13 protein-coding genes are annotated in these 13007 nt (G+C 37.7%); 4 read left to right on the forward strand and 9 right to left on the reverse strand.

Going from position 1 to position 13007, the window contains the following annotated elements; all coding sequences use genetic code 11:
- The 4 genes from BWI92_RS22720 to BWI92_RS22735 form a co-directional block, all read left to right on the forward strand.
- The coding region (locus BWI92_RS22720; protein ID WP_141234888.1) for a transposase at nucleotides 1–577 on the forward strand (577 nt) is incomplete at its 5' end.
- A 128-nt stretch (nucleotides 578–705) separates the two neighbouring features.
- On the forward strand, nucleotides 706–918 hold the full coding sequence (locus BWI92_RS22725) for a hypothetical protein (protein WP_095167114.1): 213 nt from the start codon (nucleotides 706–708) through the stop codon (nucleotides 916–918).
- A 45-nt stretch (nucleotides 919–963) separates the two neighbouring features.
- A complete protein-coding gene (locus tag BWI92_RS22730; protein WP_095167116.1) occupies nucleotides 964–1710 on the forward strand; it encodes a hypothetical protein in 747 nt (248 codons plus the stop codon).
- Between the two features lie 77 nt (nucleotides 1711–1787).
- A complete protein-coding gene (locus BWI92_RS22735) occupies nucleotides 1788–2039 on the forward strand; it encodes a CBU_0592 family membrane protein (protein WP_095167118.1) in 252 nt (83 codons plus the stop codon).
- Between the two features lie 256 nt (nucleotides 2040–2295).
- On the opposite strand, the gene ccoG is transcribed toward BWI92_RS22735, so the two are convergent.
- From ccoG to BWI92_RS22780, 9 genes are all read right to left on the reverse strand, one after another.
- Complete coding sequence (ccoG, locus tag BWI92_RS22740) at nucleotides 2296–3738, reverse strand: cytochrome c oxidase accessory protein CcoG (protein ID WP_095167120.1); 1443 nt, start codon at nucleotides 3736–3738, stop codon at nucleotides 2296–2298.
- A 341-nt stretch (nucleotides 3739–4079) separates the two neighbouring features.
- Nucleotides 4080–4946 carry a cbb3-type cytochrome c oxidase N-terminal domain-containing protein gene (locus BWI92_RS22745; protein ID WP_229363472.1) on the reverse strand — a complete coding sequence of 289 codons (867 nt, stop codon included), beginning with the start codon at nucleotides 4944–4946 and terminating at the stop codon, nucleotides 4080–4082.
- Between the two features lie 26 nt (nucleotides 4947–4972).
- Nucleotides 4973–5167, reverse strand: a complete 195-nt coding sequence (locus BWI92_RS22750) for a hypothetical protein (protein WP_095167122.1) — start codon at nucleotides 5165–5167, stop codon at nucleotides 4973–4975.
- A gap of 106 nt (nucleotides 5168–5273) precedes the next feature.
- Nucleotides 5274–7415, reverse strand: coding sequence for a cytochrome-c oxidase, cbb3-type subunit I (gene ccoN / locus BWI92_RS22755; protein ID WP_095167124.1), 2142 nt, complete (start codon nucleotides 7413–7415; stop codon nucleotides 5274–5276).
- Between the two features lie 108 nt (nucleotides 7416–7523).
- A complete protein-coding gene (locus tag BWI92_RS28770) occupies nucleotides 7524–7604 on the reverse strand; it encodes a cbb3-type cytochrome oxidase assembly protein (protein WP_310588950.1) in 81 nt (26 codons plus the stop codon).
- Nucleotides 7605–7882: 278 nt separating this feature from the next.
- Entirely contained in the window at nucleotides 7883–8344 is a 462-nt protein-coding gene (locus BWI92_RS22765; RefSeq protein ID WP_095167126.1) for a group III truncated hemoglobin, read from the reverse strand.
- A gap of 364 nt (nucleotides 8345–8708) precedes the next feature.
- Nucleotides 8709–9527 carry a phytanoyl-CoA dioxygenase family protein gene (locus tag BWI92_RS22770; protein ID WP_095167188.1) on the reverse strand — a complete coding sequence of 273 codons (819 nt, stop codon included), beginning with the start codon at nucleotides 9525–9527 and terminating at the stop codon, nucleotides 8709–8711.
- A 93-nt stretch (nucleotides 9528–9620) separates the two neighbouring features.
- Nucleotides 9621–10367: an acyl-CoA desaturase gene (locus tag BWI92_RS22775; RefSeq protein ID WP_095167130.1), complete on the reverse strand. Its 747-nt coding sequence runs from the start codon at nucleotides 10365–10367 to the stop codon at nucleotides 9621–9623.
- Between the two features lie 203 nt (nucleotides 10368–10570).
- Nucleotides 10571–12985: a heavy metal translocating P-type ATPase metal-binding domain-containing protein gene (locus tag BWI92_RS22780; RefSeq protein ID WP_229363474.1), complete on the reverse strand. Its 2415-nt coding sequence runs from the start codon at nucleotides 12983–12985 to the stop codon at nucleotides 10571–10573.
- Between the last annotated feature and the right edge of the window lie 22 nt (nucleotides 12986–13007).

Genomic DNA, 13007 nt, shown 5'->3' on the forward strand with positions numbered 1-13007 from the left:
TACAAATGATAGAATAGCGTTATTGAAGTCTATCATTGCTATCATAGGTACGGATAGGATTGCACTACTGGTTATGGACAGAGAGTTTGTTGGTAATAAATGGTGGGCATGGCTACAAAAACAAGGCATAAACTTTTGTGTACGTGTCCCTGCCAGTCATAAGATTACGCTCATAGATGGCTCTACTGCCACGGCAGAAGAGTTATTGCAGGATAAAAAGAGCTATTATGCAGAAAACGTAGTCGTGGATAATGTACGAGTCAATCTATCACTAAGCTACGGTAAAGACCAAAAACTCTTGTTATTGGTAGGAACTTTGCCATATAGACAACTCCAAGAAAGCTATCAACGTCGATGGGCTATTGAGACTTTTTTCCATGCCTTGAAAGATAGGGGCTTTCATATTGAATCCTCTTGCCTACAATCTATTGAGAAATACAGAAAGTTATTGGCTATCGTTGCTATAGCTTATACCTTGTGTTGGGCAACGGGAATCGAAGATGGAAAATGTAATCCTGTCAAAAGAAAAAGCATGGATACCCGCAATATAGCGTATTTAGAAGAGGACTTAACTTGATAAGAGAGTTCTATAAACAGAAAATGATTGAACCTTTTACCAAGGCCATTCAATTAGCTATTCAACGAATTTTAATAAATCTTAAAACAATCGGGTAGTGTACTGAATGATGTAAACACTACGTGATTATGGCTCTTCTTAAAAATATCATGGCTTTTTTATTTGGTTCTGCCGAATCAGATTACCCAGTTTTGGGAAAAAACTCAAAATTGATTTTGTCAGATGCAAATATGGCTGAGCAATTACTTTCAGCTATTGATCGTGACAGAAATAGCGAAAATATCATTACAATCTCTGGAACTAAAGGCTCTTTCCGTGTCGAACGAGTTTCTGAAATTTAGTAAATACCTCTTTTACAGCATTTCCTGTAAACCTTAACTGCATTTATGTCAGGAATCACCTACGGCGTTGCGCTGATTATTTTATTCTTTATTCTTCCTGGGGGACTTTTCCGAAAAGCATATTCTCCGATTCATCTTTCTAATTATCATTTACGAGCCAGTAATTTTGCCGAAATCGCTACAACTTTAGGATTTGGGATGGTAATTCAATGTCTTGGTATTTTGATGATTAACAAATATCACCCATCTCTTTATGTAGACTTTCGATTGTTGCCAAAGTTACTATCGAGTCCCGACGAGGTGGTACTTTCGAAAGTACAAAAGCATCTAATTCCGATTTTTAGTTATAATGCTTGTCTGCTACTTTTTAGCTACGTCATGGGTAGTTTGCTACAGCGCCTTGTGCTTTCATTTCGACTAGATGAACGCTTTTTAGTGCTGAAGTTTGACAATGCTTTTCACTATGTTTTTTCTGGAAAAATGTTTCTAAAAAAGGATACGGAGGAGATTTTGACCTACATGAACGTTTGTGTCAAAATTGATAATGACTTTTTTGTGTATTCTGGTTTCTTATTGGATTATCAGCTCAACAAAGATGGGCATTGTGAATTGATAGAACTTGGCAAGGTGAAAAGAAAGGTGATTGACAAGCATAATACGGAGTTTAGCCATATTCTTAAAAAGAACCAACACCACGAGTACAATCTGTTTTGTGACAAGTTGTTTATTCCGTATAACCAAATTCTCAATTTTGGCATCACGTACTTCCGTGTTCAACGCGTAAATGGATAGGTGACTTCGATTCCCTACCCTTTTGTCTGTCTGTAGTAGATTTCGTACTTTTGCAGATTCATCAAAAATCAAAAATAATGTTGTGGACTGATATTCTAGTAGAAGCCTTAGGTTGGATTGGCTCGGTGTTAATTGTAGGTGCGTATGCGCTTAATATTCAAGGTAAACTTCGTGCCGACCAGCCCTTATATATTTGGAGTAATATGATTGGCGGGATATTCTTTGTGGTAAATACAATTGCGCACAAAGCCTATCCTTCAGCTTTAGTTAATGTAATCTGGGTAGCAATAGCGGTTTACTCTATTTTAAAAACTAAACGAGCGAGCTAATTGAGTGAGTTGTGAGTGATTGAATGAGTGATTATTTTTAATTTTCACTTGTAAAGAAGCAATTCTTTTCGTCTAAAGAGGCATCATGTTGAAAATATAGTATCAAAAAAGGCGTTCGAAATTAATTTTTCGAACGCCTTTTTTGATAAACTATCTCGGCTTGAGACGCAAAACATTGCGTCTCTACAACTAGAATACAAATTTTAGAATAATCACTCATTCACTCAATCTAAAATCACTAAATGAGCAAGGTCTATCATTCCATCGGACCAAGGAAAGAGGTTTTTACTTCATCTATTACTTGTCCGTTGCTTAAAATCTCGACTTTGAGTTTGATGGAAGGAGATTCCAAATCTTTTTTAGGAATCACAATAAAGAATGAACCTCTTGTCAAATCGCTCTTATTTAACTGAAGAGGTTTACCAATCAGTTTGATTTGGGCCGCAGGATAGTCTTTCACTCGCAACGAAACTGGCATAGCATTGATGGTCTTATTCAAGATTTCAATATTATACAAGTTAGATACATTCCCTTTTTCTTCTTGGTAAGTCAAGCCTGGTGTACGCAAAAGCGTTGTTTCTACATCGCTTCGGGTAATCAACATATAGGCCAAAATTCCCAATAAGGCTACCAATACGCCTGTGTAGGCTTTTATTCTTAAGTTAAATGACAATTTATTTCCCTTCTCAATACCATCCAAAGACGCATAGCGAATCAAGCCAGTTGGTTGGTTAGTTTTAACCATTACCTCATCACAAGCATCGATACAAGCTGTACAGCCAATACATTCGAGCTGAGTACCATTACGAATATCGATACCAGTTGGACATACCTGCACGCAAATACCACAATCTACACAATGTCCTTTGTTGGCGTTAGGATTTGCCAATGATTTTAGCTCTTCCAATGGATTGGGCTGTTCTTCTACCTTTTTCTTTTTGCCTCGAGGTTCGCCACGAAGAAAGTCATAAGCTACGATAATAGATTTTTTGTCTAGTAATACCCCTTGTAAGCGACCGTAAGGACAAACTACAATACAAACCAATTCACGGAATTTGGCAAAAACAAAATAGAATACAAAGGTAAAAATGACAATAGCGACTAATCCCGAAATATGATTCAATGGATTATCGAGAATGATAGAAAATAGTTCTTTTTTACCGATAATATAAGCCAAAAAGGTATTCGCAATGAGGAAGGAAATTATGAAGAAAATAATATGTTTGGCGCTTTTCTTCACTATTTTTTCAGTATTCCAAGGTTGCGCATCCAATCGCTGCTGTGCACGGTAATCACCTTCAATTAAGTTTTCAATTTTACGGAAAAGCATTTCCATGAAAATGGTTTGAGGACAAGCCCAACCACACCATACACGCCCAAAAATTACGGTAAAAAGTATAATGAAAACGATAAAAGTAAGCAAGCCGAAAGCCACTAGATGGAAGTCCTGAGGGAAAAAAGTTACCCCAAAAAAGATAAACTTTCGCTCCAGTACATTGAACATGAATAGCGGCCCGCCATTTACTTCAACAAAAGGTATTCCAAACAGAAGCCCTAGTAATAACCATGAAAAATAAGTTCTTAGCTTATAGAGTTGCCCAACAACAATGCGAGGATAAATCCAAATGCGTTTTCCTGTTTCGGTGACATTAGAAAGATGATCACGAAATTCGGTGGTATCAATTTTAGGAGGTTTCATAATTTCAAATTTAATGCTCAGTACATAAGTGAATTAGAAATAGTAAATACCAATGCTGAATTGTGAGTTGTAAATCTTGAATGCAAGATTTTAATATTCAGAACCTTACACCTTCTATTTAATCAAATAATATTTTACTTGTAACCTTAATCGATAGGCGATACGCTAACAACTCAAAAATTCATATTTTGTCGTATGCCTATAGCCTATTGCCGAAGGCCCAATAATACAATCTTAAAAAACAATTCGAACGCATCGAGGCTTATGCACTACCCATAAGTCTCGAACGTCCGAATCGTAAAAACTTTATCATTAAAGGCTACTCATTTCTGTTAGCCCTACTACTTCATACTAACAGCAGCCTCAGCCTTATCTCCTTGAGGAGCTTTAGCATTTGCAGGCTTTGTTCCTTGAATCGACACAATGTAGCTCAACACTTGTTGCACTTGAATCGGATTCAATGTTTTTTTCCACGAAATCATCCCTTTTTCAGGAACACCCTCGTTGATGGTATGGAAAATAGCTTTTGGTGTACCACCGTGAATCCAGAACTCATCTGTTAGGTTTGGACCTACAACACCTTCACCATTCGCCCCGTGACATGCCACACAGTTTTGAGTATAAATCTTTTTACCATCCTCAACACCTTTGGCATCTGTCAAAACTTTCACGTTGTCTTCGTTTACCGAATTAGCAAATTTTTTCATGTACTCTTCACGTGCTTTTTCGGCAATCGTTACCTCCTCGGTATATTCATTGTTCATGATTTTACCATTTCCGATTACGTGGTAGCCAATCAAATAGAAAATACCAACAACAATTGTGATGTAGAAAAGGTACATAAACCACGGAGGAGTTGGGTTGTCAAGCTCAGCAATACCATCGTATTGGTGCTCCATCATTTGGTCTTTTTCAAACTGAATTGGCTTCAAGCTCCAGAATTTTTGCCAGAAAGTACGATTTTGCATCGCCTGTTCAAACTCTGAACTTTCAGTTTTAGGTTTGAAAATATTTCTGATTTGAGAGTTAAGATTAAGTGTAACCACAATAATCACCGCACAAATCATGGTCATTAGGCCAAGTAACGTAATTACAAAAAGCTCTTGACCTGTTTTAAGTCCTGGAAGAAACGTGTTTTGGGCTTCTTCGGCCGCAAACATCGAGAATGAGACCAGACTTAATATAGCTAAAATAGATAATCGCTTCATCGGATTGGTTATCAATTAGAAGGTTGTCAAATAGAAATCACATCTTGAAGCTCATTTTGGTTACTGTCTTCAAGGGGTAGGTTTTGCATTTTGTTCAAGTAACTTTTGTCCATAATGAACAAATAAATGCTTACAAGAACGAAGAAGGCCATAAATATGAGAAATGAAGTAATCATATATACATCAGCGCCGTCTACTTTATCGATAAATTGCTTAAACATGGCTTTAGATTTTTAATGCAACAAGGAGAGTTTTGAGTGGCGAGTTGTGAGTGATGAATTACGAATTTTAAACTCACACCTCATCACTCAAAACTCATCACTTAGATCAGTTTGCTGCAGTTTCTGTTTTTTTAATATCTGTACCTATTCTTTGTAGGTAAGCAATCAATGCAATGATTTCTTTGTCTGAAGAAACTTTCACACCCTCCTTCGCAAGATTGGCTGCAATACCATCGGCTTGAGTTTTCAAATCCTCTTGTGCTTTTTGGATTTGGTAAGCATCATAAGGCACACCCAATTTTTGCATTGCTTTCATTTTTGCCTCAATGTCAGAAGTATTCAATTTTTGTTCTAACAACCAAGGATATGGAGGCATAATAGAACCTGGCGACATTGAAATTGGCTCACGCATGTGGTGATAGTGCCAAGAGTCTGGATATTTACCGCCTTCACGGTGCAAATCTGGACCCGTACGTTTTGAACCCCACAAGAATGGGTGATCATACACAAATTCTCCTGCTTTTGAATATTGTCCGTAACGTTCTGTTTCACTTCTAAATGGACGAACCATTTGACTATGGCAACTCACACAACCTTCGCGGATATACAAATCACGACCTTCTAATTCGAGTGCAGTGTAAGGCTGAACAGCGCTAATTGTTTCTACGTTAGATTTTACCATGAAGGTAGGAATCAACTCGACAGCAGTACCCACCAAAATCATTACCAATGAACCTACCAATAATGGAATTGGTTTGCGTTCGAACCAACGGTGCCAGTAAGTATCGCTTCCTGTTGGCGTGTAAGCTACTTCCAAAGCTGGAGCCTCTGCTGGTTCGTTTGCTTCCAAAGAACCTTGTGCCATTGTTTTGAACAAGTTGTAAGCCATCAAAATAGCACCTGTCAAGTAAATCAAGCCACCAAAGGCGCGCATAGCGTGCATTGGTAAAATTTGTAGGGTAGTTTCAAGGAAGTTACCGTATTTCAAAGTTCCTTCTGGTGTAAAGTCTTTCCACATCATACCTTGTGTAAAACCAGAGATGTACATAGGCACAGCATAGAATAAGATACCCAAAGTACCTAACCAGAAGTGTACATTAATCAATTTTTTAGAATAAATCGTTGTATGGTAAATACGAGGTAGCAACCAGTAAAGAATCGCAAAGCTTAAGAAACCATTCCAACCCAAAGCACCTACGTGTACGTGTGCTACAATCCAGTCGGTAAAGTGAGCAATAGCATTTACGTTTTTCAACGAAAGCATTGGTCCTTCGAAAGTTGCCATACCGTAGCTAGTTACCCCAACTACCATAAATTTCAAGATAGCATCTTCACGAACTTTATCCCAAGCACCACGCAAAGTCAACAAACCGTTAATCATACCACCCCAAGATGGAGCAATCAACATAATCGAGAATACCGTACCTAGTGATTGTGCCCAGTCTGGCAAACTTGTATATAATAAGTGGTGAGGACCAGCCCAGATATAGATAAAAATTAAAGCCCAGAAGTGCAAAATCGATAACTTATAAGAATATACGGGACGATTCGCCATTTTTGGCAAGTAGTAGTACATCAATCCCAAGAAAGGAGTTGTCAAGAAAAATGCTACTGCATTGTGACCATACCACCATTGAACCAAAGCATCTTGAACACCAGCATATAAAGAATAACTTTTGAAAATTGAAACTGGTAATTCAAATGAGTTCACTACGTGCAAAACTGCAACTGTAATAAAAGTAGCAATATAAAACCAGATCGCTACATATAAGTGACGTTCGCGACGTTTGAAAATTGTTCCAAACATATTGATACCAAACACTACCCAAATCAAGGTGATGGCAATATCAATAGGCCACTCCAACTCTGCATATTCTTTACTACTTGTTAAACCCAATGGAAGAGTAATAGCCGCTGCAACAATAATTAATTGCCATCCCCAAAAGTGAATTTTCGAAAGAAAATCGCTAAACATTCTGGCTTTACAGAGGCGTTGAAGAGAGTAGTAAACACCCATAAAAATGGCATTTCCTACAAAAGCAAAGATTACTGCATTGGTGTGTAGAGGACGAATACGTCCGAAAGTACCATATTGCGTAACGTTTAGTTCGGGTTTGAAGAGTTGAGAAGCGACGATAACGCCTACCAACATACCCACAATCCCCCAGATAATCGTGGCAACGGCAAAGTTTCGGACAATTTTATTGTCGTACTCAAAGCGTTCGATGTGTGTACTAATAGCTGACATATTTTTAGATTATAAATTGGTTACGGGAATAATTGCGATTGAGAGCGATACTACTCTCCTATTTTTATCTGACGGCTTGAGTCTAACTCAAGTGGTTGATTGACAAGCTTATTTAGTATTAGTTTTTTGGTCGTCAAACAAGATACGCATCGCAGGAGTATGTAAATCGTCGTTCTGTCCATCTTTCATCGACCAAAAAAAGCAGCTAAAAAAACAAGTGCCATCATCAAACTAATTCCGATCATGATGAAGATGATTTGCATTTTTTTGTGTTTTTCTGTGTTTCTATGCCTCAAAATTGGGGCTTTCTGACGTGTTCAGCTATGAGGAATGTTAGTAGGCTTACTCGCATTTATTAGTCTGTTTTATGACAAAAGTCAGTAAAAAAGGCTTGCCTACGGAGGGGCATAAAAAAAGGCGCAAGAGTCGTTCTTGCGCCTTTCAAGGTAAGTTTCTTATTATCAGGACTATGATTGTGACACCTCTATAGTGGGTGAATCATTGAGTTTATTCATGTAATCAATCTTATGTGCCCAAGCGTTGGCGATATTGTAGGCTCTTTGCTTGGCTTCTTCTGCCTTTTCACCCTCAAAAAGTTCGTCCAAGGTTTGAAAAAACAAACTCAACCATTGCTCAAAATGAGGAATCGTGAGTTGGTGCACAGAATTAATCACGAAATGCGGACGTAAAGGGTGTCCGTCGTATCCTTCTTTACCAAATAAAATCATTTCCCAAAAATTGTACATTTTGGGTAAATGCTTTTGCCAATTCACTCGAGCTACATGATCGAAGATATGTCCAAGCATTTGATTATCTCGTACTTTATCATAAAAAGTATTTACAAGAAGTTCGACATCTTCACGACCTTCCAATGCTTTTTTGGCAATAGGAATGGGAGTATTAGTCTCTATATGTTGTTCTGGATTCATGGCTTCAGTCTTAAAATGTTAGGTTGTCTGTTAATCTTTTGACACTAAAGTTCTTAAAAAAGTTCTTTTGGAATGCCTTAAATGCTTTTCTTTCCTAGCAATAATTTGATTCCCTAGTTCAAGACTAAGTCTTGGACTCGTTTTTTTATTCAGTTTACAAACTGAACAATAGGATAGTCCAAGGCTAAGTCTTGAACTAGAGTTTAAAGTAAGTCTCGAAAAAAAGCACAAAGCTAACACCGTAAACTGCCCAAAAGCAATCCCCTCGATGTTTTCTTTGTGCTTTAGTATTAATTAAATTGGATTGATATGAATTTAAAGATTACCCAAAATTTATCAGGATACTGAATGGTGTCTGTAAATATTATCGTTGAACAATCTTCGCCAAGCGGTGATAAAATGGCGTTGAACTGTTCTCGTCTTTTGGGGCATATTTGCCTTGAATAATCGGAAAATACATGACACGTCTGCGCGATTTTTCACCCGTAAACGGACAAACTTCTACACGATGCCAAAGGTCGCCATCATGCACCGTTAAATCTCCAGCTTCGATGTCTAACCCGACTTCATTAGGGTCAGGATTATGGTCGATAAATTGTTTTTTCAAAAACAAAACCTTCATTTTGCTCAATTTATGTGTGCCTGGCAATACTCTCAAACCGCCATTCTCGAAAGGACAATCGTCCAAATGAGTCCCGATATTGAGCATTTTCAAGATTTTTTGACCCAAAAACAAATCACGTGGGCTATCGGTATGCCAACCCATTTGTGAAAATTTACTATTATCCTGATTGATATAATGGTTGAATACCAAACCATCTTTTTCTACCTCCGCAATACGGTTATTATTGGGTTCTAATAAAGTCAAAAGTGCCTTCAAACGTGGGTCTTGCAGATATTGATGTAATATTTCACTATGTGTCGAAAGAAAACACATTCGTTGAATCATCGTATTTCCTGCTGGGTCTTTTCCAAACTTCAATGGGGTACCATTCATTTTCTCAATACCCTTATCAACCCATTCTTTTTCAACACGATGCGCCTCGTTCAGAAACAATTTGACCGTTTCTTTTGATAAAAAGTTCTTAAAATGTAAAAAACCATACTCATTAAAGAAAGCACGTTGCTCGTCGGTAATCTGTTCGCCGAGCGTAAAGGTCTTACCTTCAAATTTATTACCCATATCTTTAAGCATTTAGCATATTTTGTTTCAGGTCAAACCCTAAGCTTTTGGCGACTAGCATTGCGTCAAAGGCTTAGGGTTCATCACCCAATTTTACATATAATTCAAGTCGTTGTTTTTCTTCAACTTAATAATGTGCAAGGCATTCAATAATAAAATCACAGGATATGTAGGGTCAAACTCATGCCATTTTACGCCGAAGTTGGCACGACCACCCAATTTGTGGTGATTGTTGTGATACGACTCACCCATCATCAAAAAGTCAAATGGAAGCAAGTTTTTAGCTGTATCATTTACTTTAAAGTTGATATATCCATATTTGTGAGCAAACCAGTTTATAATTACGCCATGCACAGGTCCCATCAAATAGTGAATTGGCAACAAAGCGTACTCCCAAGGAGAAGTAGCAAATTTCATATAGAACAAGGTATAAAGCGTACCCCAGAAAATACGCATTAACCATTGGTCACCCAATTTTTCCAAAAACATCCAGTTAGGTACATTCTTTTTGAATTTTGGGTCAATGTCTGCTCTATCGTACAATACGTCGTTATAAATTTTCTTGGTCTTCCACATCATATCAAACAAGTTGTTTGAATAGCTTGGCGAATGAGGGTCATTTTCGGTATCGGCATACGCATGGTGCAAACGGTGCATAATACCATAAGCTTTTGGACTCAAAAAAGAAGAGCCTTGCGTAATCAAGGTAAAAACATAGAAGAATTTTTCCCACCCTTTTGACATCGTAAACATCTGATGCGCCGCATAACGATGCAAGAAGAATGTTTGCGAAAATAAGGACAGATACCAGTGTGCTACAAAAAATAATAAAATTGCCATGTAATTGGGATTTATAGATTAGGTAAATGTTTGACTAATACAGGTAAAAAATGCTCAGAAAGCCAGCAGGCGAGCCAATGCTCACAACACGGTACAAGGAAAAAATCGAATTTCCGATGAGCTTTTTTACACTATCCTTAGCCAAACCATTACGAATTTGGAACAAAATTAATAGACTAGCTAGCCTATAGAGTTGACAAAAATCATTGCTTAAACTGATTTTTGCCACGCAAAATCATCCCCACCGAGGCAATAATCACCATGGTAGATGAACTCATTGGCATTAGAATGGCCGCCACCACAGGGTGCAAAGTGCCAGAGGCTGCAAAGGTCAAACCTACGAAGTTGTAAATCAGGGATACGACAAAACTGAACTGAATCAGACGCAAAGCGTATTTGCTATATTTGAAAATAGCGGTAAACTTATGCAATGAATTGGCCTCCAAAATACCATCACTAGAAGGAGTAAAATTGAGAGTATCGTCAGTAATGGCTATCCCAACATTTGATTGTTTTAAGGCGCCAGCGTCGTTGAGCCCATCACCCACCATAACTACTTTTTTACCTTGAGCTTGTAGTTTTTTAATAAAATCAAGTTTTTCTTGTGGGGTACAATTAAATTTCAAATTGCTTTCATCCGAAAACCAACTCTTCAATTGATTACGCTCGGCTTCATTGTCGCCCGATAGCAAATAGGTATGATAGGTTTTACTGAGCTCTCTAATTTGACTCTCTATATCGGCACGATAATGATTTGGCAACGAAAAGTAGCCAATATATTCATGGTCGATTTTGAGATGCGCCACACTGGCATTGAAGCCTTTTTCTGGCTTTCTGCCTTCAGGATTTACGAACTCAAACGAGCCTAATTTGATTTGGTGGTTTTCATACAATCCCTTCAAACCTTGCCCTGTGATTTCTTGGAAATTTTCTATTTCCAAAAAAGTAGGCTCAGGATACAAATATTTGATTTTTTGTGAGATGGGGTGCGTTGAATTTCGTACCAAGGACGATACCAACATTTCTTCAAACTGACTCAAGGGGCGCTGACTATGAAAAGTTGGCAAACTTCCTTCCGAGGTTGTTAAGGTTCCTGTTTTATCAAAAACAATGGTATCACATTGCGCCATAGCCTCGATAATATCAGCATTTTTGAGATAAAAATTCTGTTTACCCAAAATTCTCAAACCATTTCCCAAAGCAAAAGGATAACTCAACGACAACACACACGGACAAACTACAATCAGAATAGCAGTAAAAGCATTGATTACTTTTGAAGGCTCGTGGAAATACCAATAAATCGAAACACAAGCAGCAATAGTCAATACCGAAATAGTGTAGTACTTGCCTACTAAATCTGAGAAGGTTTTGATTTTGGAATCTTGGCTTTTTTGAAAAGTGTCATTGTTCCATAATTGGGTCAAGTAACTTTGGGAAACCTCCTTCAATACTTCCATTTCGAGTGTCTCCCCTACCTGACGACCCCCTGCATACAAGAAATCGCCTACTTTTTTAGCTTCCAATGCCGATTCACCCGTTACGAAACTGTAATCTATTTGTGCATTGCCTTTGTACAGAAATGAGTCAGCAGGGATGAGTTCGCCATTTCTTACGAGGATTTTATCTCCTTTTTTCAAAGCATTCAAGGATATAGGCTCTTCTTTTCCTTGTGTTAATCGAGTAACAGCCAGTGGAAAATAGGATTTGTAATCCCTTTCAAATGACAAAAAACTATAGGTTTTTTGTTGAAACCATTTACCTATCAACAAGAAGAATATCAAGCCAGAAAGTGAATCAAAATAGCCAGCTCCATCCAATACAATCACCTCATAAGTACCTCTAAAAAAAGCAACCAAAATCCCGAGAAGAATCGGAAAATCGATATTGATAATACCTTTTTTGAGACTTTTATACACCGAAACAAAATAGTCTGAGCCCGAATATGCCACCACAGGAATCGATAGTGCCATACTCAACAAACCAAAAAGCTTTTTGTACATCATGTCGTCCAAACCCAAGTATTCTGGAAAACTAAACAACATAATATTACCTGCACAAAAACCTGCTACACCGATTTGCGTTAGTAGTTTTTTGTATGAAGGCTTATTTTTTTCCTTCACAACATCGTTCAAGCTAATCAGTGGTTCGTAACCAACCGAAGTCAACATTTCAGCTAGTTGGCGTAGTGTCAGCTCTTCAGGATTGAAAGTAATCGCCACTTGTTTTTTCAAAAAATCAACTTTTGATTGCTTTACACCCTCATGAAGTTTGTACATATTCTCTAAGAGATACAAACAAGATGAGCAGTGAATCGAAGGTATATAGAAGCTGATTTTGGCAATTTTGTCACTTCTAAAATCTAGTAATTGATTAGTTATCTCTGTATTATCCAAAAACTCAAAATGAGCCATTTGAGGACTATTACCCGACATTTGTTCTATGTCGTAGTAATTACAAAGATTATTTTGGTCAAGAATTTCGTAAACAGTTTTGCAACCTTCACAGCAAAAATATTTCTCCTCGATATGTATGTGGGTGTCTGGGCAATCATTACCACAATGGTAACACACCAGAGCCTCGTCAGTAAGCGTTTCCATAGCCTCTACAATTTTTTCCAAAATTTGCCTCTGACCACGGAAG

Source organism: Flectobacillus sp. BAB-3569 (assembly GCF_002270355.1).
In the GTDB taxonomy this organism is placed as follows: domain Bacteria; phylum Bacteroidota; class Bacteroidia; order Cytophagales; family Spirosomataceae; genus Flectobacillus; species Flectobacillus roseus.

Coding starts and splice junctions, on each gene's coding strand:
- BWI92_RS22750 (WP_095167122.1), bottom strand. CDS start 5,167: ATGTTTAAGCAATTTATCGATAAAGTAGACGGCGCTGATGTATATATG.
- BWI92_RS22725 (WP_095167114.1), top strand. CDS start 706: ATGGCTCTTCTTAAAAATATCATGGCTTTTTTATTTGGTTCTGCCGAA.
- BWI92_RS22775 (WP_095167130.1), bottom strand. CDS start 10,367: ATGGCAATTTTATTATTTTTTGTAGCACACTGGTATCTGTCCTTATTT.
- BWI92_RS22735 (WP_095167118.1), top strand. CDS start 1,788: ATGTTGTGGACTGATATTCTAGTAGAAGCCTTAGGTTGGATTGGCTCG.
- ccoG (WP_095167120.1), bottom strand. CDS start 3,738: ATGAAACCTCCTAAAATTGATACCACCGAATTTCGTGATCATCTTTCT.
- BWI92_RS22770 (WP_095167188.1), bottom strand. CDS start 9,527: ATGGGTAATAAATTTGAAGGTAAGACCTTTACGCTCGGCGAACAGATT.
- BWI92_RS22765 (WP_095167126.1), bottom strand. CDS start 8,344: ATGAATCCAGAACAACATATAGAGACTAATACTCCCATTCCTATTGCC.
- BWI92_RS22745 (WP_229363472.1), bottom strand. CDS start 4,946: ATGAAGCGATTATCTATTTTAGCTATATTAAGTCTGGTCTCATTCTCG.
- BWI92_RS28770 (WP_310588950.1), bottom strand. CDS start 7,604: ATGAAAGATGGACAGAACGACGATTTACATACTCCTGCGATGCGTATC.
- BWI92_RS22730 (WP_095167116.1), top strand. CDS start 964: ATGTCAGGAATCACCTACGGCGTTGCGCTGATTATTTTATTCTTTATT.
- ccoN (WP_095167124.1), bottom strand. CDS start 7,415: ATGTCAGCTATTAGTACACACATCGAACGCTTTGAGTACGACAATAAA.